The organism is Pseudomonas sp. LBUM1671 (assembly GCF_059695685.1).
On sequence record NZ_CP166782.1, the window covers coordinates 842942 to 863147 of the forward strand.

The following is a 20206-nucleotide window of genomic DNA, read 5'->3' on the forward strand; positions in this document are numbered from 1 at the left end:
TGAATATAGAGAGGGAAGCTTTCAGCAGCCTTACAGACCGGGTTGTGAATAGCTGACGCCGGAATCGTGGTCCGGCGTCTGTTTTTTCGATGCTGCTTGTAGGTCTTAGTGCACCAGCATGCCGGTGAGCCAGTAGGCCTGGACGTAGGTGATCAGGCCGACGATCGTTGCAAAGAACAGGCTGTGCTTGAGGGTGAAGCGGAACAGATCCGATTCCTTGCCCACCAGGCCGGTCGCGGCGCAGGCCACGGCGATCGATTGCGGAGAGATCATCTTGCCGGTCACGCCGCCGCTGGTGTTTGCCGCGACCAGCAGCACATCGCTCACGCCGATCTGGTGCGCGGTGGTCGCTTGCAACGAACTGAACAGCGCGTTGGACGAGGTATCGGAACCGGTCAGGAACACGCCCAGCCAGCCGAGGAATGGCGAGAAGAACGGGAATGCCGCACCGGTGCCTGCCAATACCAGCGCCATGGTCGAAGACATGCCCGAGTAGTTGGTGACGAAGGCAAATGCCAAGACCATGCCGATGGACAGAATCGGCCAGCGCAGTTCGTAGAAGGTCTCTTTCAAAGTGGTCAGACCAGTTTTGATATTGATCTTCAGCACCAGCATCGAGATCAGTGCGGAGAAGAAAATCGCCGTGCCGGTCGCGGAAATCGGGTCGAGCTTGAACACCGCTGGAATGGCGGTCGGCGCGGTCACGATCGGCGCGACCTTGATCACCATCTGATCCAGGTGCGGGATGGCGAAGTTGAATACCCAGCTGTACATCGAACCGCCAGCGGCAAACATGGCCTTGAACGGTTTCAGGGTCCAGATGGTGACCAGCACGGTGAGGATCAGGAACGGCGACCAGGCTTTGATGATTTCGAACAGGCTGTAAGGCGACGCCACGCTGGTGCGCGGCTGGCCGAAACCACCGGCGCTGGCGGTCACCACCGAGGCCGAGACGGCACCGGCGATGTGTTGGCCGGCGGCGCGTTTCGGCTGCCAGACTTTCAGGAACAGCGTCAGGGAAATCAGGCTGGCCAGGGCCGAGGTGATATCCGGCAGCTCGGGACCGATGAAGTTCGAGGTGAAGTATTGGGTGATGGCAAAGCTCAAGCCGGCCACCAGCGCAGCAGGCCAAGTCTCACGAACGCCGCGCAGGCCGTCCATCATGAACACCAGCCAGAACGGTACGAACAGCGAGAGCAACGGCAGTTGGCGACCGGTCATGGCGCCGATCTTGAACGCGTCGATGCCGGTCACTTGCCCGGCCACGATGATCGGAATCCCCAAGGCGCCGAAGGCCACTGGCGCGGTGTTGGCGATCAGGCACAGGCCTGCGGCATACAGTGGGTTGAAGCCCAGTCCTACCAGCAATGCGGCGGTAATCGCTACCGGCGCACCGAAACCGGCGGCACCTTCAAGGAACGCACCGAAGCAGAAGCCGATCAGCAGAACCTGCAAACGCTGGTCGTCGGTGATTGACAACACCGAGCTGCGGATGACCTCGAACTGACCACTCTTGACCGTCAGTTTGTAGAGGAACACGGCCGCGACAATGATCCACGCAATCGGCCACAGACCGTAAGCGAAGCCATACCCGGCGGCGGCGAACGCCATGTCGACTGGCATCTGGAAGGCGAAGATTGCGACGGCGATGGACAACGCCAGCGTGATACTGCCGGCCACGTGCCCTTTGAGGCGGAACACCGCCAACGCCAGGAAGAAAAACACGATGGGGATAACGGCGGCGAGCGCGGAGAAGCCTAGGCTGCCGAGCGGGGTATAGAGCTGTTGCCAGGTTTGCATATGGGGTGGCCCCTAATTGTTGTTGGTCAGGCACTGGTCAGCGTTCTTGGATAATTGGTAATACCAATTTACAATCGCTGTTGGGTAGGGTAAAAGCGTTGTGTGTGGCGTGTCAATTTGTCGCCCTAGAACTTTTGTCGAATAAGCGCTGTGACGCGTGCTTGATCCGCTTTAACAAATGCCGTCTGGTAGGTGCTGGCACAGCGTCGATAGGCCAGAATAGAGGGCCCGGCGAGCCGTCGGGACCGTGGAGAATTGAGTTATGGGGTTTGATCAGATTCGTCAGCGCCGTTTGTCTGACGATATTGTCGAGCAACTCGAGGGAATGATCCTCGAAGGCACGTTGAAGTCTGGCGAGCGCTTGCCGGCCGAACGTGCGTTGGCCGAGCAGTTCGGCGTGTCACGCCCTTCATTGCGCGAGGCAATACAGAAACTGGCGGCCAAAGGGCTGCTGGTCAGTCGCCAGGGTGGCGGCAATTATGTGGTGGAGTCGCTGGGTTCGACCTTCAGCGATCCGCTGTTGCATCTGCTGGAAAGCAACCCCGAAGCGCAGCGCGATTTGCTGGAGTTTCGCCATACGCTGGAAGCGTCCTGCGCCTATTACGCGGCATTGCGCGCCACGGACGTCGATCGCGAGCGACTGACGGCGGCCTTCAATGAATTACAGGACTGCTACACGCGTCACGATGAAGTGAGTCGGGCGGAAGAGGGCGCGGCGGACGCGAAATTTCACTTGGCGATTGCCGAAGCCAGTCACAACGCCGTGTTGCTGCACACTATTCGTGGATTGTTCGATCTGCTCAAGCGCAACGTGGTGACCAACATTGGCGGCATGTATAAACAGCGTACGGAAACCCGCGACATGCTGATCACGCAGCACCGGGAGTTGTACATGGCAATTATCGAGGGGCGGGCAGAGCAGGCGCGGGAAGTGTCCAGCCGACACATTCTGTATGTGCAAGAAGTGCTGGAAGAGGTGCGTCAGGAAGTGCAGCGCGTGGCCCGGGCGGAACGGCGCAAGGGGATGTAGTCAGGTGACCTGATGACCTGTGGCGAGGGAGCTTGCTCCCGCTGGGGCACTAAGCGGCCCTCGCTAGTCGCCGCTGTCATGAAGATTGCTGGCGACTGCTGCGCAGCCGAACGGGAGCAAGCTCCCTCGCCACAATCGGGTGGAAGATTATTCTTCCTTGCCCTTGTTGCGCACCGCACGCTGCAACTCGCGACCGGCATCGCGTTCGCGTTCGGTATCACGCTTGTCGTATTCCTTCTTGCCCTTGCCCAGAGCGATCTCGCACTTGACCATGTGCTTGCTCCAGTACCAGGACAGGCACACGCAGGCATAGCCTTTTTGCTGCACGGCGGCGGCCAGCTTTTCCAGCTCGCGGCGGTTGAGCAGCAATTTGCGGGTGCGGGTCGGATCGGCGATGACGTGGGTGCTGGCGGTCATCAGCGGCGTAATGTGGCTGCCGAGCAGCCAGGCTTCGCCATCCTTGAGCAGCACGTAACTGTCAACCAGTTGCAGCTTGCTTGCCCGCAGACTTTTTACTTCCCAGCCGGCCAGGACCAGACCAGCCTCGAACTTATGCTCGATGAAGTAATCGTGTCGCGCCTTTTTATTTTGCGCGATGGTCCCTGTAGGGTGTTTCTTCTGTTTAGCCATAGGGGCGGCATTATAGGGAGTTGCAAGCAAGTCGGCTACGGTATCGCTACGTGCTTGAGCAGGTTGATTGAATCCCGGACAATGCGGCCTCTTTTTTGAACGCTTGGGCGTGATAACGATGTCGACAGACAAGGTTTCTGTCCACGGCAGTTGGGCTAGCCGCTGGGTCTTCATACTCGCCGCGACCGGTTCGGCCGTGGGCCTGGGTAGTATCTGGAAATTCCCTTACATGGTCGGCGTCTACGGCGGCGGCGCCTTCGTGCTGATGTTCCTGGCCTGTATCGCGCTGATCGGTGTGCCGGTCATGCTGGCCGAAACCCTGATCGGCCGCCGTGCGCGGCAGAGCCCGGCCAACGCCTTGAAGGTGCTGGCACAGGAAGCAGGGCATTCGGGCAAGTGGTCCTGGGGCGCATTCGCCGGGATGATCACGGCGTTGCTGATCCTGTCTTTCTATAGTGTGGTCGGCGGCTGGTCGCTGGATTACATCATCGACATGGGTCGTGGCGACTTCCAGGGGGCGACGCCTGATCAGGTCGGCGCGTACTTTGGCAATGTGATCGCCGATCCATGGCGCCTGACACTTTGGCACACGATTTTCATGCTGCTGTCTGCCGTCGTCATCGCCAAAGGCGTGGTCGCCGGGCTTGAACGCAGTCTGCGGATCATGATGCCGCTGCTCTTTGTGATGATTCTGGTGCTGCTGGGCTATAGCATGACCACCGGGCATTTCATGGAGGGCGTGCATTTCATGTTCGACTTCCACCCGGAAAAAGTCCTCGACGGCTTGTTGCCGGCCATGGGGCACGCGTTCTTCTCCCTGAGCGTGGGTGTTGGTTCGATCATGATTTACGGCGCTTACATGCCGAAGCATTCATCCATCTCCGGCACCGTGGTCGGTGTGGCGCTGCTCGATACCTTCGTTTCGCTGGTGGCCGGTCTGGCATTGTTTCCGATTGTGTTCGCTGCAGGCCTCAACCCGAGCGAAGGCCCGGGCCTGATGTTCGTCAGCCTGCCGTTTGCCTTCGGCAACGTGGCGTTCGGCCAGTTGATGGGCGTAGTGTTCTTCGTACTGGTCGCGGTGGCAGCCTGGAGTTCGGCGATTTCCCTGCTTGAGCCGATGGTGGCTTACCTGGTCGAGCGTACGAAAATCAGCCGCGCCTGGGTGACTTTCTGGCTGGCGTTTATCTGCTGGTTCGTGGGGCTGGGCACGGTGTTTTCCTTCAATATCTGGAAGGAAGCCAAATTTTTCGTGAACGAAGGCGGGATGTTCCATCTCTATCAATGGGGTGCGGCCAGCGGCTTGGACTTCTTTGGCGTGATCGATTTCTTTACTTCGCGGATCATGTTGCCACTGGGTGGTTTGTGTTTCGTGGTCTTTGCAGGCTGGATCATGGGCCGTGAAGCAGTACGCGATGAACTATCGATCCGCAGTCCCATATTGTTCGGTCTGTCCCTGTTCTTGATGCGCTATGTGGCGCCCATCGGCATTCTCGTAGTGTTTGCCGCACAGCTGTGGAAGTGACGCTTACATGACGACACACATTCAACGTTCGGCGTTGCTGCCATATCCGGCGCAAGCGCTTTATGACCTGGTCAATGACGTGGCGCGTTACCCGGAATTCCTGCCGTGGTGTTCGACCGCCGAAGTGCTGGAAAGCACACCCGAGCACATGCGCGCGAGCGTCGGAGTGGCCAAGGGCGGGTTGAGTCAGCATTTCGTCACCAGAAACACGTTAGTGCCCGGTCATTCGATCGAGATGAACCTTGAGGAAGGTCCTTTCACCCAGCTGCATGGCATTTGGGTGTTCAAGCCGTTGGGCGAAAAGGCCTGCAAGATCAGTCTGGACCTGTCGTTCGATTACGCCGGGCCGATTGTCCGCGCGACCTTGGGGCCGCTGTTCAATCAGGCAGCGAATACGTTGGTGGATGCGTTTTGCCAGCGCGCCAAACAAATGCATGGTTGAGTCGATGGTTGACGTCGAGGTGGTCTACGCCGCAGTTGATCGTCAGGAGCTTCTCTCTGTGACGGTGCCGGCAGGAACGACCGTGCGCGCGGCTTTGCTGAAATCGGGCGTTGGCGAAACCTTTGCGGAGCTTGATCTGACGGATTGCCCGGTGGGGATTTTCGGTAAAGTGATCACTGATGCAAACGATCGTCCTGTCCAGGCGGGTGATCGCATCGAGATATACCGGCCATTGCTGGCCGATCCGAAAGAGGTTCGTCGGCTGCGTGCCGCCAAGGCTGCCGAGGCCAAAGCCCGGAATCAGTGAATCGCCCAAACGCCAGACAATAAAAAACCCGGAAATTCCGGGTTTAATGAGATGGTCAGCCTGACCGAGAAGCCCTGCAGGTTTACGCTTGCAGGGCTTTTCTCGTTTTCGGCGGAGGATCTCTCATGAACACGATGACGCTTCTCGGTATCGACATTGGCAAACACAGTTTCCACCTACATGGCCAGGACGCCAAAGGTCATCAGGTATTGCGCAAGAAAACCAACCGCGGCCAATTGCTCAGCACATTGGCCCAGTTACCGGCCTGCACGGTGGTGATGGAGTCGTGCGGTGGCGCCCACTGGCTGGCTCGACAGATCGGTGCATTGGGCCACGAGGTGAAGCTGATCGCCCCGCAGCACGTCAAACCGTTCGTCAAAGGCAACAAAAACGACTTCATTGATGCCGAAGCGATTTGCGAGGCGGCGAGCCGCCCCGCGATGCGCTTCTGCTCGATCAAAACCGCAGAGCAACAAACGCTTTCAGCCCTGCATCGTGTCCGTAAATCTTTGATTGGCCAGCGAACCGTCGCGACCAACCAGATTCATGGCTTTCTGCTGGAGTTCGGGATCAGCCTGCCTATAGGTGCCGCTGCGTTGCACCGCGTGCCGGCGCTGTTGGACGACCCGCAGCACCCGGTTCCGTTGCGCCTAAAGGGCGTAGTGATGCGTCTCCATCATCAAATTCAACAGCTGAATGATGAAATCAAGGACATCGAGTCCGATCTGAAGCAACAGTTGAAAGAAGACGATGCCGGGAGTCGTTTGCAGAGTATTCCTGGCATCGGTCCCATCACCGCCAGTGCGGTATTGGCCGATGTAGGCGATGCGTCGAACTATCGAAGTGGACGCGATTTTGCCGCTTCGCTAGGGCTGGTGCCGAGGCAATATTCGACGGGCGGAAAGACAGTGCTTCTGGGGATCAGCAAGCGAGGCGACAAGCACATCCGCCAACTGCTGGTGCAGGGCGCGCGATCCATCATGCAGCATATCGATAAGCGGGAAGACGCCATTGGGCCTTGGGTTCGGGAGCTTCTGACGCGTCGACACTCCAATGTTGTCGCGTGCGCGCTGGCGAACAAACTGGCGCGAATCGTGTGGGCGGTACTGGCCAAAGGCGGCCAGTACGACCCACATCCGAACGCTTGAACGTACAGCTTTACTACCGGCTTTTGCGACGTCACTGACTGATGACAGTAAACGGCAAACGGCCCGACTGAGAACCTGGCAATAAAATCAGCTTTAGAGGCTGAGGGTTTTTTCAGGACAGTCGGGAGCGGCTACTCATCGAGGGCCGAGCGTTGTTGCAGCAACGCTCACAATGAGCCCGGATACATTAGCGCAAGCCAGCTTTACCGAAAACAGCCCATGAGGTTGCAGGAGATGGGCTGACCATACATTTTATTGCGTCGCAAATTATTGCGGCGAAGTATCGAGCGGTTCTGGCGTCGGGACCGGAACGGTTTCTACGCCGTCTACGTCCTTCTGGATCTGGTCCAGCAACGAACCTGGCTTGACCGGTTTTTCCGGTTTCGGCTTCTCGGCATTTTCTGCCGGTGCAGTGACTGTCGTGCCACTGTCCTTGCCGAGAATGGCTTCGTCGCGGCTTACGCCTGGCATGAAATCACCAGAGAGGCTGACAAGCTGGTCATTTGGGTTGAAGATAACGCTAATGCGTTCCTGTTGGCGTTCACCGCCACCCGGTTGCAGGCTGTACAGATAATCCCAGCGATCGGCATGGAACGTGTCGGTCAGCAGGGGGTTGCCCATGATAAACCGTACTTGCTTACGGGTCATTCCCGGGCGTAACTGGTTTATCATGTCCTGCGTGACGACATTGCCCTGCTGGATGTCGATTTTGTAAACCCCGGGGAATGAACAACCGGCGAGTGCGAGCAGTCCCACAAAGGTGAAACTGGTTAGCAAGAGCTTGGTGTTTTGCATCGGTGGGCGACTTCCACTATCTTGGCTGGGACAACGTAAACGCCGATCATACCCGCATTAAGAGAAGCTGCGAAGCAGCATCGCGAGAAAGCTGACCATGGTTGAAAATAGCGAACTACGCAAAGCCGGCCTCAAAGTGACCCTTCCACGGGTCAAAATTCTGCAAATGCTCGATTCCGCCGAGCAACGCCACATGAGTGCCGAGGATGTTTACAAGGCGCTGATGGAGGCTGGTGAGGACGTCGGTCTGGCCACGGTTTACCGTGTACTGACTCAGTTCGAGGCAGCTGGCCTTGTGGTGCGGCACAACTTCGACGGAGGCCATGCGGTCTTCGAGCTGGATGACGGCAAGCATCACGACCATATGGTCAACGTCGAAACCAGCGAAGTGATCGAATTCTTCGACGAAGAAATCGAGCGCCTGCAGAAAGCCATCGTCGACAAGTACGGCTTCGAGATGGTTGATCACAATCTGGTGCTGTACGTGCGCAAGAAAAAGTAAGCATGTCGCGCGAATTTCACATTCGCGAAACGAGCGAAGGCGACCCCGTGGTCGCCTTCGTGCTTTCTGCCGTTCTCAAATTTTTGCGGTGACGACCATTTTTTTCGCGTGAGCCAGGGATTCCTTGGTCAGGTCGATGCCGCCCAGCATCCGCGCCACTTCTTCGACGCGATCATTCTTGCTCAACTTGGAAACAGCCGTGTGGGTTGCCTCCTCGCCGCGCACCTTGTGCACGAACAGATGTTGATGGCCCTGAGCGGCCACTTGCGGCAAGTGAGTCACCGTCAGCACCTGTCCGCGCTCACCAAGGCGACGCAGCAATTGGCCAACGATTTCGGCAGTTGGGCCGCCGATGCCCACGTCCACTTCGTCGAACACCAGCGTCGGTACGCGCGAGGTCTGCGCGGTGATCACCTGGATAGCCAGGCTGATCCGCGACAACTCACCGCCTGAAGCGACTTTGGCCAAGGCTTTCAATGGCTGGCCGGGGTTAGCGCTGACCAGCAACTCTACCTGCTCAAGTCCATTAGGCAGCAGTTCATCGCTGCTGTTTGGGCGTAATTCGATGGTGAAGCGCCCACCGGGCATGCCCAGGCGCTGGATTTCCTGCTCCACTGCACTGGCCAGGCTGTTCGAGGCTTGATGACGCAAATCACTTAGCTCCCGAGCCTTCTCCTGATAATGACGGGCATAAGAAGCCAGCTCATCGCTCAGTCGCTCGATGGATTCGTCGTTGGCGTTCAGGGTTTCGATTTCATCCAGCAAACGCTGCTGCATCTCCGCGACCTCGGTCGGCCGGATGCGATGCTTGCGCGCCATGGTGTAGATCGCGTCCAGGCGTTCTTCCAGGTACTGGAGTCGTGCCGGGTCGGCGTCGAAATTGTCGAGGAAGCGGTTCAGTTCACCGACGGCTTCTTCAACCTGTATCTGTGCGCTGGTCAGCAGGCTGCTGGCTTCGCCCAGTGCGCCGATCGAGTTATTGACGCTCGATAGACGATTAAGGCTGGCGGTCAGCGCGTTCAGGACATTCCCGGAATCACTTTCGCTGCATTGCTCGACCACTTGCCGGCAGATACCCAGCAGGGTTTCGGCGTTGGTGAGGTTCTTGTGTTCCTGTTCCAGTTGCTCCAGCTCGTTTTCGCCGAGACCGAGGTTTTCCAGTTCTTCAAGTTGATAGCTGAGTAATTGATGGCGAGCGCGCTGCTCGTCGCCGGAATTGGAGAGACGCTCCAGCTCCTGGCGAGTCTGGCGCCAGCGTTGGGCTGCCAGTTGTACCTGGCGGGCAAGGTCGGTGGCGCCGGCGTATTCGTCCAGCAGGCGGCGGTGGGTGTCGGTCTTGAGCAGGGATTGGTGTTCGTGCTGACTGTGGATATCGATCAGCAGTTCGCCGAGGGCCTTGAGATCTCCGAGCGGGCAGGGCGTGCCGTTTATATAGCCGCGCGAGCGTCCTTCGGCGGTGATCACCCGACGCAGGATGCACGGGCCATCGCTCTCCAGATCGCGTTCGGCCAGCCAGGCGCTGGCTTCCGGGATGTCGACCAGGTCGAAGGTTGCGAGGATGTCGGCCTTGTCGGCGCCGGGACGGACCACGCCGCTGTCGGCGCGATCGCCCAGGGTCAGGCCGAGGGCGTCGAGCATGATCGACTTGCCGGCGCCGGTTTCCCCGGTTATCACGCTCATCCCGCGATCGAGTTCGAGATCGAGATGTTCAACGATGGCGTAGTTATGTACGGACAGGTGCACCAGCATAAAGGCCGCTCCCAGGCTTTAGGTCTGGTTATTTATACAGTGTTTTATTTGCGGCTGACAATGCCCCCTCTTAGCTCGATTTGCTCGGTCTGACGAAATGCTTGGTCCGTCGAGCAATCGCAATGCAGCGTTTTTTGTAGGGTTAATCGCAGTCCACCCCTTGAAGCTGATTTTTGCGGCCCCATATACCGGGACAGAAGCGCGAGTTGAGCTCGCGGACGTTATTGAAAGGAGAATTCTATGGCTGACGAACAGACAGTGGATACGCAAAATCTAGACGCCGATCAGGCTGCCCAGGATTCGGGTGATGAGCTGGCGGCTCGTGTACAAGTGCTCGAAGAGCAATTGGCTGGCGCTCATGATCAAGCTTTGCGTGTAGCGGCTGATCTGCAGAACGTCCGCCGTCGCGCCGAGCAAGATGTAGAAAAAGCGCACAAATTCGCCCTGGAAAAATTTGCGGGCGATTTGTTGCCGATTATCGACAGCCTGGAGCGGGGTCTGGAGTTGTCCAACCCGGATGACGAAAGCATCCGTCCAATGCGCGAAGGCATCGAGCTGACTCTGAAAATGTTCCAGGACACCCTGAAGCGTTATCAGCTGGAAGCGATCGATCCGCATGGCGAACCGTTCAACGCCGTTCTTCATCAGGCGATGGCCATGCAGGAAAGCGCCGACGTAGAGCCGAACAGCGTTCTCAAGGTGTTCCAGAAAGGTTATCAGCTCAACGGTCGTCTGCTGCGCCCGGCCATGGTTGTGGTCAGCAAGGCCCCTGCGCCAGTTTCGCCTTCTATTGATGAGCAGGCTTGAAATTAGCCGCAAGGCCCCCATTTAGAAGTCAAGCGTTTAAGTGCTACCGCAGTTAGCCACCACTGCTGCGGCAACCAAATCCAAAGTTTCGGGAGAGTGAACATGGGCAAAATTATCGGTATCGACCTGGGGACTACCAACTCCTGCGTCTCCGTGATGGAAAACGGCAAAGCCAAAGTTATTGAAAACGCTGAAGGCGCGCGTACCACGCCGTCGATCATCGCTTACGCCAACGATGGCGAAATCCTGGTTGGCCAGTCGGCCAAGCGTCAGGCTGTGACCAATCCGCATAACACCCTGTACGCGGTGAAGCGTCTGATCGGTCGTAAGTTCGACGAAGAAGTCGTTCAGAAAGACATCAAGATGGTGCCTTACAAAATCGCCAAGGCTGACAACGGCGACGCGTGGGTAGAAGTGAACGGCCAGAAAATGTCGCCGCCACAGATCTCGGCTGAAATTCTGAAGAAAATGAAGAAGACCGCCGAAGACTACCTCGGCGAGCCAGTGACTGAAGCGGTGATCACCGTTCCGGCCTACTTCAACGACAGCCAGCGTCAAGCCACCAAAGACGCCGGCCGTATTGCTGGCCTGGACGTAAAACGCATCATCAACGAACCAACCGCAGCCGCTCTGGCTTACGGTATGGACAAGGCGAAGGGCGATCACACTGTGATCGTTTACGACTTGGGCGGCGGTACTTTCGACGTTTCCGTTATCGAAATCGCTGAAGTCGATGGCGAGCACCAGTTCGAAGTGTTGGCCACCAACGGTGACACGTTCCTGGGCGGTGAAGACTTTGACATTCGTCTGATCGACTACCTCGTCGACGAGTTCAAGAAAGAAAGCGGCATGAACCTTAAAGGTGATCCGCTGGCCATGCAGCGCCTGAAAGAAGCCGCTGAAAAAGCCAAGATCGAACTGTCCTCGAGCATGTCGACCGACGTGAACCTGCCGTACATCACTGCAGATGCCACCGGTCCCAAGCACTTGAACGTGAAAATCTCCCGCGCCAAGCTCGAAGCGCTGGTAGAAGACCTGGTTCAGCGCACCATCGAACCTTGCCGCATCGCTCTGAAAGACTCCGGTATCGACGTTGGCGCGATCAACGACGTGATCCTGGTAGGTGGTCAGACCCGTATGCCACTGGTTCAGAAGCTGGTGACCGAGTTCTTCGGTAAAGAAGCTCGTAAAGATGTTAACCCGGACGAAGCTGTTGCCATGGGTGCTGCGATCCAGGGCGCCGTATTGGCTGGTGACGTGAAAGACGTTCTGCTGCTCGACGTCAGCCCGCTGACCCTGGGTATCGAAACCATGGGTGGCGTGATGACCGCGCTGATCGAGAAAAACACCACGATTCCTACCAAGAAATCGCAAGTGTTCTCGACTGCCGACGACAACCAGGGCGCCGTGACCATTCACGTACTGCAGGGCGAGCGTAAGCAAGCCGCTCAGAACAAGTCCCTGGGCAAGTTCGACCTGGCCGAGATTCCACCAGCACCACGTGGCGTGCCACAAATTGAAGTGACCTTTGACATCGACGCCAACGGCATCCTGCACGTAGGCGCCAAAGACAAGGCCACCGGCAAGACTCAGTCGATCGTGATCAAGGCCAACTCGGGTCTGTCCGAGGAAGAGATTCAGCAGATGATTCGCGATGCTGAAGCCAACGCCGAGGAAGACAGCAAGTTCGCAGAGCTGGCCGCTGCCCGTAACCAGGGTGATGCACTGGTTCACTCGACGCGCAAAATGGTCGCTGATGCTGGCGATAAGGTGACTGCTGAAGAGAAGACTGCAATCGAAGCCGCTGTTGTTGCCCTGGAAGCCGCTGTCAAAGGCGACGACAAGGCTGCAATCGAAGCCAAGGTTGAAGAGCTGTCGAAAGTCTCCGCTCCAGTGGCGCAGAAGATGTACGCCGAACAGGCTCAGCCTGCTGAAGGCGCGGCACCGCAGGACGACAAGGCTGAAAAGGCTGATGACGTTGTCGATGCCGAGTTCGAAGAAGTCAAAGACCACAAGTAAGTTGTTGGTCGCCCGGTTGACTGCCTTCAGGCGGTGACTGGTAGGATGTCGCCGCGCGGGAGCTTGCTCCCGCGTTGGCGTGTCTGGAGTTAGCGAATTTTTACAGCATGCGACAACGCTCGGATGCTGATGGTATGGCCGGGAATGCTCCTGCTTTTCGAGCCGAAAGTACCGCATTGAATCAAAGACCAGGATCGTTGAATTGACGTGAGTTGGGTCCGGGCCTGTATTGGGGCTCAACGAGTTTGGCGAGGCTCAGGAGGGGTTTGCCGAACGTCCTTAAGAGTGCAAAGACTTATGGCAAAGCGTGACTATTACGAAGTATTGGGTGTTGAGCGTGGCTCAAGCGAAGCGGACCTGAAAAAGGCCTACCGTCGCCTGGCGATGAAGCACCACCCGGACCGTAATCCTGACGACAAAGCGTCGGAAGAGATGTTCAAAGAGGCCAACGAGGCCTACGAAGTGCTGTCCGATTCCAGCAAGCGCGCGGCGTACGATCAGTACGGTCATGCCGGCGTCGACCCGAGCATGGGTGGCGGCGGTGCCGGGTTTGGTGGTCAGAACTTCTCCGACATCTTTGGTGATGTCTTCAGTGACTTCTTCGGTGGCGGTCGCGGCGGTTCTCGTGGCGGCGCCCAGCGCGGCAGCGACTTGCGCTACACCCTGGAGCTGAACCTGGAAGAAGCGGTGCGCGGCACGACGGTGAATATCCGCGTTCCGACACTGGTCAACTGCAAACCGTGCGACGGCTCGGGTGCCAAAAAAGGCTCCTCGCCAGTCACCTGCCCGACGTGCGGTGGTATCGGCCAGGTGCGCATGCAGCAGGGCTTCTTCTCGGTGCAGCAGACCTGCCCGCGTTGCCATGGCCAAGGCAAAATCATTTCCGACCCGTGCAACTCCTGCAACGGCGAAGGCCGTGTGGAAGAGTACAAAACCCTTTCGGTGAAAGTGCCGGCCGGTGTCGATACCGGTGATCGCATTCGTCTGTCCGGCGAAGGCGAGGCGGGTGCGCAGGGCGGTCCGACGGGCGACCTGTACGTGGTGATCAATGTGCGCGAGCACGCGATCTTCCAGCGTGACGGCAAGCACCTGTTCTGCGAAGTGCCTATCAGCTTCGTTGATGCTGCGCTGGGCGGCGAGCTGGAGATTCCGACCCTTGATGGTCGAGTCAAACTGAAAATCCCTGAAGGGACCCAGACCGGCAAGCAGTTCCGTGTTCGCGGCAAAGGCGTTGCGCCCGTGCGTGGCGGCGGTGCCGGTGACTTGATGTGCCGTGTGGCGGTCGAAACCCCGGTCAACCTGGGCCGTCGTCAGCGCGAATTGCTGGAAGAGTTCCGCAGCTCGCTGGCAGACGACAACAGCCATTCGCCGAAAACCACCGGTTGGTTCGAAGGCGTGAAGCGCTTCTTCGGCGATTTGTAAGGAGACAGGCATGCGACGTATTGCAGTGATGGGCGCCGCCGGGCGCATGGGCAAAACCCTGATCGAAGCCGTGCAGCAACAGCCGGGCGCCGGTCTGACGGCGGCCATTGATCGTCCGGACAGCTCGCTGGTCGGCGCCGATGCCGGTGAGCTGGCTGCGCTGGGTCGTATTGGTGTGCCGTTGTCGGGTGATCTGGATCGCGTGGTCGACGAGTTCGACGTGCTGATCGACTTCACGCATCCGACGGTGACCCTGAAGAACCTCGCGTTCTGCCGCAAGCATCATAAAGCGATGATCATCGGTACCACCGGTTTCAGCGTTGAAGAGAAGCAGCTGCTGGCGGAAGCGGGCAAGGACATTCCGATTGTCTTTGCGGCGAACTTCAGTGTCGGCGTCAACCTGTGCCTGAAGCTGCTCGACACCGCTGCGCGTGTGTTGGGTGATGATGTCGATATCGAAATCACTGAAGCCCACCATCGGCATAAGGTTGATGCGCCGTCTGGTACTGCCGTGCGCATGGGTGAAGTGATTGCCGATGCGCTGGGGCGTGATCTGAAGAAAGTGGCGGTCTACGGTCGTGAAGGTCAGACCGGTGCTCGTGCTCGCGAAACCATTGGCTTCGCCACGGTGCGTGCCGGTGATATCGTTGGTGATCACACCGTGCTGTTCGCCGCCGATGGTGAGCGTGTCGAAATCACGCACAAAGCGTCCAGTCGCATGACCTTCGCCAAGGGGGCCGTACGCGCTGCTTTGTGGCTGGACGGTCGCGAGCCTGGCCTTTATGACATGCAAGACGTGCTCGACCTGCGTTAAGAAGTGCCTGAAATCGGGTTCAAACACAGCGTTTGAGCCCGGTTTTACTCCGCCAAGCGACGTCCTGTCGCATTCTCCGGCCTTTAAGGCTCATTGGCGGTAGACCAAAAATGCCTTTTTCTGTAAGCTACAGCTTTAGTGTGTTCACTAAAAGCGCGCAGAATAATTCAGTGAATGAGCGGGGTGACGTGTCCATACGTCACTCCGCTTTTTTACACCTGCGATCGCCCTTTCAGGCTTTATTTACGGGAGGTCTTCTTGACTAAGCCAGCCATACTCGCCCTTGCTGATGGCAGCATTTTTCGCGGCGAAGCAATTGGAGCCGACGGTCAAACCGTTGGTGAGGTGGTGTTCAATACCGCCATGACCGGCTATCAGGAAATCCTTACCGATCCTTCCTACGCCCAACAGATCGTTACCCTGACTTACCCGCACATCGGCAACACCGGCACCACGCCGGAAGACGCCGAGTCCGACCGCGTATGGTCCGCTGGCCTGGTCATCCGTGACCTGCCGCTGGTTGCGAGCAACTGGCGTAACACGATGTCCCTGTCCGATTACCTGAAAGCCAACAACGTTGTGGCCATCGCCGGTATCGACACCCGTCGCCTGACGCGCATCCTGCGTGAGAAAGGCGCGCAGAACGGCTGCATCATGGCCGGTGACAACATCTCCGAAGAAGCCGCCATCGCCGCAGCCCAGGGTTTCCCTGGTCTCAAAGGCATGGACCTGGCGAAAGTCGTCAGCACCAAAGAGCAGTACGAATGGCGCTCGACTGTCTGGGACCTGAAAACCGACAGCCACGCGACTATCGACGCCTCCGAGCTGCCGTATCACGTGGTGGCCTACGACTACGGCGTCAAGCTGAACATCCTGCGCATGCTGGTCGAGCGCGGTTGCCGCGTGACCGTAGTGCCGGCGCAAACGCCAGCCGCCGACGTTCTGGCGATGAAGCCTGACGGCGTGTTCCTGTCCAACGGCCCTGGTGATCCGGAGCCTTGCGACTACGCGATCCAGGCGATCAAGGACGTGCTCGAAACCGAAATTCCGGTATTCGGCATCTGCCTTGGCCACCAACTACTGGCCCTGGCCTCCGGCGCCAAGACCCTGAAAATGGGTCATGGCCACCACGGTGCCAACCACCCGGTCCAGGACCTGGACAGCGGTGTGGTGATGATCACCAGCCAGAACCACGGTTTTGCGGTAGACGAAGCGACCCTGCCAGCCAACGTTCGCGCGATTCACAAGTCGCTGTTCGACGGCACCCTGCAAGGCATCGAACGTACCGACAAGAGCGCCTTCAGCTTCCAGGGTCACCCTGAAGCCAGCCCTGGCCCGAACGACGTAGCGCCATTGTTCGATCGCTTCATCAACGAAATGGCCAAGCGACGCTAATCGCTCGCCTTGATGTTGCATAGCTTGAGGGGCGGTCCCGAACACCGGCGGCCCCCCTCAAGGCTTCACAGATTGAACAAGACGGCTTGCCGACTGACCTGCGGATTTGAGTGACAAACCCATGCCAAAACGTACAGACATAAAAAGCATCCTGATTCTCGGCGCTGGCCCGATCGTGATCGGCCAGGCCTGCGAATTCGACTACTCCGGCGCCCAGGCCTGCAAAGCCCTGCGCGAAGAGGGATACCGCGTCATCCTGGTGAACTCCAACCCGGCGACCATCATGACCGACCCGGACATGGCTGACGCCACGTACATCGAGCCGATCAAATGGCAGACCGTTGCCAAGATCATCGAGAAAGAGCGTCCGGACGCGCTGCTGCCGACCATGGGTGGCCAGACCGCTCTGAACTGCGCACTGGATCTGGAGCGCGAAGGCGTTCTGGAGAAGTTCGGCGTAGAGATGATCGGCGCCAACGCTGACACCATCGACAAAGCTGAAGACCGCTCGCGTTTCGACAAGGCGATGAAATCCATCGGCCTGGACTGCCCGCGTTCGGGTATCGCCCACAGCATGGAAGAGGCTAACGCGGTCCTCGAAAAGCTCGGCTTCCCATGCATCATCCGTCCTTCCTTCACGATGGGCGGCACCGGTGGCGGTATCGCTTACAACCGCGAAGAGTTCGAAGAAATCTGCGCCCGTGGTCTCGATCTGTCGCCGACCAAAGAGCTGCTGATCGACGAATCCCTGATCGGCTGGAAAGAGTACGAGATGGAGGTTGTCCGCGATAAGAAGGACAACTGCATCATCGTCTGCTCCATCGAAAACTTTGACCCGATGGGCGTGCACACCGGTGACTCGATCACCGTTGCTCCGGCACAAACCCTGACGGACAAGGAATACCAGATCATGCGTAACGCCTCCCTGGCGGTGCTGCGTGAGATCGGCGTGGAAACCGGCGGCTCCAACGTTCAGTTTGGCATCTGCCCCGATACTGGCCGTATGGTCGTGATCGAGATGAACCCCCGTGTATCCCGCTCTTCGGCCCTGGCCTCGAAAGCCACTGGTTTCCCGATTGCGCGTATCGCTGCCAAGCTGGCGATCGGCTACACCCTGGACGAACTGCAGAACGAAATCACCGGCGGCGCTACTCCGGCCTCCTTCGAGCCGTCGATCGACTACGTCGTGACCAAGCTGCCACGCTTCGCCTTCGAGAAATTCCCGAAAGCCGACGCGCGCCTGACCACTCAAATGAAGTCGGTCGGTGAAGTCATGGCCATCGGCCGGACCTTCCAGGAGTCCCTGCAGAAAGCCCTGCGCGGTCTGGAAGTAGGCGTTTGCGGCCTGGACGAGAAGCTCGACCTGAGCAATCCGGAAAGCATGAGCATCCTCAAGCGCGAGCTGACCGTGCCGGGCGCCGAGCGTATCTGGTACGTGGCTGACGCGTTCCGCGCGGGCCTGTCGGTCGAAGACATCTTCGGCATGAACATGATCGACCCGTGGTTCCTGGTGCAGATCGAAGATCTGATCAAGGACGAAGAGAAGGTCAAGACCCTGGGTCTGGCCAGCATCGACCGCGACCTGATGTTCAAGCTCAAGCGCAAAGGCTTCTCCGACATGCGTCTGGCCAAGCTGCTGGGCGTGACCGAGAAAGCTCTGCGTCGCCACCGTCACAAGCTCGAGATCTTCCCGGTCTACAAGCGCGTTGACACCTGCGCGGCCGAGTTCGCCACCGACACCGCCTACATGTACTCGACTTACGAGGAAGAGTGCGAAGCAGCGCCGTCGGGTCGCGACAAGATCATGATCCTCGGCGGCGGTCCAAACCGTATCGGCCAGGGCATCGAGTTCGACTACTGCTGCGTACACGCGGCACTGGCCCTGCGCGAAGACGGTTACGAGACCATCATGGTCAACTGCAACCCGGAAACCGTTTCCACCGACTACGACACCTCTGATCGCCTGTACTTCGAGCCAGTGACCCTGGAAGACGTGCTGGAAATCTGCCGAGTCGAGAAGCCAAAAGGTGTGATCGTCCAGTATGGCGGCCAAACCCCGCTGAAACTGGCGCGTGCCCTGGAAGAAGCCGGCGTACCGATCATCGGCACCAGCCCTGACGCCATCGACCGAGCCGAAGACCGTGAGCGCTTCCAGCAAATGGTTGAGCGTCTGAACCTGCGTCAGCCGCCAAACGCCACCGTGCGCAGCGAAGACGAAGCGATTCGTGCCGCGGCCAAGATCGGTTACCCACTGGTGGTTCGTCCGTCCTATGTTTTGGGCGGCCGCGCGATGGAAATCGTCTACGAAGAAGAAGAGCTCAAGCGCTACCTGCGTGACGCGGTGAAAGTGTCCAACGACAGCCCGGTGCTGCTTGACCACTTCCTCAACTGCGCCATCGAAATGGACGTGGATGCGGTCTGCGACGGCACCGACGTGGTGATCGGCGCGATCATGCAGCACATCGAGCAGGCCGGCGTTCACTCAGGTGACTCCGCATGCTCCCTGCCGCCGTACTCGCTGCCGGCGCACATCCAGGACGAAATGCGCGAACAGGTCAAGAAAATGGCCCTGGAACTGGGCGTTGTCGGCCTGATGAACGTTCAGTTGGCGTTGCAAGGCGAAGACATCTACGTCATCGAAGTCAACCCGCGCGCTTCCCGTACCGTACCGTTCGTGTCCAAGTGCATCGGTGTTTCCCTGGCAATGATCGCGGCTCGCGTCATGGCCGGTAAAACCCTGAAAGAAATCGGCTTCACCAAAGAAATCATTCCGAACTTCTACAGCGTGAAAGAGGCGGTGTTCCCATTCGCCAAATTCCCTGGTGTGGACCCGATCCTGGGCCCAGAGATGAAGTCCACCGGTGAAGTGATGGGCGTGGGCGACACCTTCGGCGAAGCGTTCGCTAAGGCCCAGATGGGCGCCAGCGAAGTGCTGCCGACCGGCGGCACCGCGTTCATCAGCGTGCGCGATGATGACAAGCCACTGGTTGCAGGCGTGGCCCGTGATCTGATCAACTTGGGCTTCGAAGTGGTCGCCACTGCCGGGACTGCCAAGCTGATCGAAGCGGCAGGCCTGAAAGTGCGTCGTGTGAACAAGGTGACTGAAGGTCGTCCGCACGTGGTCGACATGATCAAGAATGACGAAGTCACCCTGATCATCAACACCACCGAAGGTCGTCAGTCGATCGCCGACTCGTACTCCATTCGTCGTAATGCCTTGCAGCACAAGATCTACTGCACCACCACCATTGCTGCTGGCGAAGCCATCTGCGAAGCGCTGAAGTTCGGTCCCGAGAAGACCGTGCGCCGCTTGCAGGATCTACACGCAGGATTGAAGGCATGATCAAGTACCCAATGACCGTCCAGGGCGCGAAAGCCCTGGAAGAAGAACACGCTCACCTGACCAAGGTCGTCCGTCCGAAGCTCAGCCAGGATATCGGCACGGCCCGCGAGTTGGGTGACTTGAAGGAAAACGCCGAATACCACGCGGCCCGCGAGCAGCAGGGGATGGTTGAGGCGCGGATTCGTGACATCGAGGGCCGGATTCAGAATCAGGTCATCATCGACGTCACGACCATTCCTCACACCGGCAAAGTGATTTTCGGCACTACCGTTGAAATCGCCAACGTCGAGACTGATGAAAGCGTCACTTACCACATCGTGGGTGAGGATGAGGCTGACTTCAAACTCGGCAAGATTTCGGTCGGCTCTCCACTGGCCCGCGCCTTGATCGCCAAGGAAGAGGGTGATGTGGTTGCCGTGAAAACGCCGGGTGGCGTTATCGAGTACGAGATTGTCGAAGTCCGCCACATCTGAAAGACGGC

The 20206-nt window shown here is 58.4% G+C and carries 17 protein-coding genes; 13 read left to right on the forward strand and 4 right to left on the reverse strand.

Going from position 1 to position 20206, the window contains the following annotated elements; genetic code table 11:
- Positions 1-105: 105 nt before the first annotated feature.
- Positions 106-1800, reverse strand: coding sequence for a lactate permease LctP family transporter (locus ACA060_RS03710; protein WP_150633553.1), 1695 nt, complete (start codon positions 1798-1800; stop codon positions 106-108).
- A gap of 262 nt (positions 1801-2062) precedes the next feature.
- Here ACA060_RS03710 and ACA060_RS03715 point away from each other — a divergent pair, with 262 nt between their 5' ends.
- Positions 2063-2830, forward strand: a complete 768-nt coding sequence (locus ACA060_RS03715) for a GntR family transcriptional regulator (protein WP_109627897.1) — start codon at positions 2063-2065, stop codon at positions 2828-2830.
- A gap of 147 nt (positions 2831-2977) precedes the next feature.
- Here ACA060_RS03715 and smpB read toward each other — a convergent pair whose 3' ends face one another.
- Complete coding sequence (smpB, locus tag ACA060_RS03720; protein WP_109627898.1) at positions 2978-3460, reverse strand: SsrA-binding protein SmpB; 483 nt, start codon at positions 3458-3460, stop codon at positions 2978-2980.
- A 118-nt stretch (positions 3461-3578) separates the two neighbouring features.
- Between smpB and ACA060_RS03725 the strand changes: the two genes are divergently transcribed.
- The 4 genes from ACA060_RS03725 to ACA060_RS03740 all read left to right on the forward strand — a co-directional run bounded on the left by ACA060_RS03725 (position 3579) and on the right by ACA060_RS03740 (position 6879).
- Entirely contained in the window at positions 3579-4982 is a 1404-nt protein-coding gene (locus ACA060_RS03725; RefSeq protein WP_109627899.1) for a sodium-dependent transporter, read from the forward strand.
- A gap of 7 nt (positions 4983-4989) precedes the next feature.
- The gene (locus ACA060_RS03730; protein WP_010463538.1) at positions 4990-5424 is read left to right on the forward strand and encodes a type II toxin-antitoxin system RatA family toxin; all 435 of its coding nucleotides are present in this window, start codon (positions 4990-4992) and stop codon (positions 5422-5424) included.
- Positions 5417-5731, forward strand: a complete 315-nt coding sequence (locus ACA060_RS03735; RefSeq protein WP_497318171.1) for an RnfH family protein — start codon at positions 5417-5419, stop codon at positions 5729-5731. The genes ACA060_RS03730 and ACA060_RS03735 overlap by 8 nt, the downstream gene beginning before the upstream one ends.
- Positions 5732-5856: 125 nt before the next feature.
- Entirely contained in the window at positions 5857-6879 is a 1023-nt protein-coding gene (locus ACA060_RS03740) for an IS110 family RNA-guided transposase (RefSeq protein WP_497312317.1), read from the forward strand.
- 267 nt (positions 6880-7146) lie between these two features.
- Here ACA060_RS03740 and ACA060_RS03745 read toward each other — a convergent pair whose 3' ends face one another.
- On the reverse strand, positions 7147-7674 hold the full coding sequence (locus ACA060_RS03745) for an outer membrane protein assembly factor BamE (protein ID WP_109627901.1): 528 nt from the start codon (positions 7672-7674) through the stop codon (positions 7147-7149).
- 97 nt (positions 7675-7771) lie between these two features.
- Here ACA060_RS03745 and fur point away from each other — a divergent pair, with 97 nt between their 5' ends.
- Positions 7772-8176 carry a ferric iron uptake transcriptional regulator gene (gene fur, locus ACA060_RS03750; RefSeq protein ID WP_003197684.1) on the forward strand — a complete coding sequence of 135 codons (405 nt, stop codon included), beginning with the start codon at positions 7772-7774 and terminating at the stop codon, positions 8174-8176.
- Positions 8177-8251: 75 nt separating this feature from the next.
- On the opposite strand, the gene recN is transcribed toward fur, so the two are convergent.
- Positions 8252-9925, reverse strand: coding sequence for a DNA repair protein RecN (recN, locus tag ACA060_RS03755; RefSeq protein WP_497315515.1), 1674 nt, complete (start codon positions 9923-9925; stop codon positions 8252-8254).
- 240 nt (positions 9926-10165) lie between these two features.
- Here recN and grpE point away from each other — a divergent pair, with 240 nt between their 5' ends.
- The 7 genes from grpE (at position 10166) to greA (ending at position 20198) form a co-directional block, all read left to right on the forward strand.
- Positions 10166-10732, forward strand: a complete 567-nt coding sequence (gene grpE, locus ACA060_RS03760) for a nucleotide exchange factor GrpE (RefSeq protein ID WP_109627904.1) — start codon at positions 10166-10168, stop codon at positions 10730-10732.
- Positions 10733-10834: 102 nt separating this feature from the next.
- Entirely contained in the window at positions 10835-12751 is a 1917-nt protein-coding gene (gene dnaK, locus ACA060_RS03765; protein WP_109627905.1) for a molecular chaperone DnaK, read from the forward strand.
- Positions 12752-13048: 297 nt separating this feature from the next.
- Positions 13049-14173 carry a molecular chaperone DnaJ gene (gene dnaJ / locus ACA060_RS03770; RefSeq protein ID WP_109627906.1) on the forward strand — a complete coding sequence of 375 codons (1125 nt, stop codon included), beginning with the start codon at positions 13049-13051 and terminating at the stop codon, positions 14171-14173.
- A gap of 10 nt (positions 14174-14183) precedes the next feature.
- Positions 14184-14987: a 4-hydroxy-tetrahydrodipicolinate reductase gene (dapB, locus tag ACA060_RS03775; RefSeq protein WP_109627907.1), complete on the forward strand. Its 804-nt coding sequence runs from the start codon at positions 14184-14186 to the stop codon at positions 14985-14987.
- A 258-nt stretch (positions 14988-15245) separates the two neighbouring features.
- Positions 15246-16382 (forward strand): glutamine-hydrolyzing carbamoyl-phosphate synthase small subunit, encoded by a 1137-nt coding sequence (gene carA / locus ACA060_RS03780; protein WP_045060050.1) that lies wholly within the window; start codon positions 15246-15248, stop codon positions 16380-16382.
- A gap of 121 nt (positions 16383-16503) precedes the next feature.
- Positions 16504-19725 (forward strand): carbamoyl-phosphate synthase large subunit, encoded by a 3222-nt coding sequence (carB, locus tag ACA060_RS03785; protein ID WP_497315519.1) that lies wholly within the window; start codon positions 16504-16506, stop codon positions 19723-19725.
- Positions 19722-20198 (forward strand): transcription elongation factor GreA, encoded by a 477-nt coding sequence (gene greA / locus ACA060_RS03790; RefSeq protein ID WP_010463507.1) that lies wholly within the window; start codon positions 19722-19724, stop codon positions 20196-20198. Before carB ends, greA begins: the two co-directional genes overlap by 4 nt.
- Positions 20199-20206: the final 8 nt, after the last annotated feature.

Coding starts and splice junctions, on each gene's coding strand:
- ACA060_RS03710 (WP_150633553.1), bottom strand. CDS start 1,800: ATGCAAACCTGGCAACAGCTCTATACCCCGCTCGGCAGCCTAGGCTTC.
- ACA060_RS03715 (WP_109627897.1), top strand. CDS start 2,063: ATGGGGTTTGATCAGATTCGTCAGCGCCGTTTGTCTGACGATATTGTC.
- smpB (WP_109627898.1), bottom strand. CDS start 3,460: ATGGCTAAACAGAAGAAACACCCTACAGGGACCATCGCGCAAAATAAA.
- ACA060_RS03725 (WP_109627899.1), top strand. CDS start 3,579: ATGTCGACAGACAAGGTTTCTGTCCACGGCAGTTGGGCTAGCCGCTGG.
- ACA060_RS03730 (WP_010463538.1), top strand. CDS start 4,990: ATGACGACACACATTCAACGTTCGGCGTTGCTGCCATATCCGGCGCAA.
- ACA060_RS03735 (WP_497318171.1), top strand. CDS start 5,417: ATGGTTGAGTCGATGGTTGACGTCGAGGTGGTCTACGCCGCAGTTGAT.
- ACA060_RS03740 (WP_497312317.1), top strand. CDS start 5,857: ATGAACACGATGACGCTTCTCGGTATCGACATTGGCAAACACAGTTTC.
- ACA060_RS03745 (WP_109627901.1), bottom strand. CDS start 7,674: ATGCAAAACACCAAGCTCTTGCTAACCAGTTTCACCTTTGTGGGACTG.
- fur (WP_003197684.1), top strand. CDS start 7,772: ATGGTTGAAAATAGCGAACTACGCAAAGCCGGCCTCAAAGTGACCCTT.
- recN (WP_497315515.1), bottom strand. CDS start 9,925: ATGCTGGTGCACCTGTCCGTACATAACTACGCCATCGTTGAACATCTC.
- grpE (WP_109627904.1), top strand. CDS start 10,166: ATGGCTGACGAACAGACAGTGGATACGCAAAATCTAGACGCCGATCAG.
- dnaK (WP_109627905.1), top strand. CDS start 10,835: ATGGGCAAAATTATCGGTATCGACCTGGGGACTACCAACTCCTGCGTC.
- dnaJ (WP_109627906.1), top strand. CDS start 13,049: ATGGCAAAGCGTGACTATTACGAAGTATTGGGTGTTGAGCGTGGCTCA.
- dapB (WP_109627907.1), top strand. CDS start 14,184: ATGCGACGTATTGCAGTGATGGGCGCCGCCGGGCGCATGGGCAAAACC.
- carB (WP_497315519.1), top strand. CDS start 16,504: ATGCCAAAACGTACAGACATAAAAAGCATCCTGATTCTCGGCGCTGGC.
- greA (WP_010463507.1), top strand. CDS start 19,722: ATGATCAAGTACCCAATGACCGTCCAGGGCGCGAAAGCCCTGGAAGAA.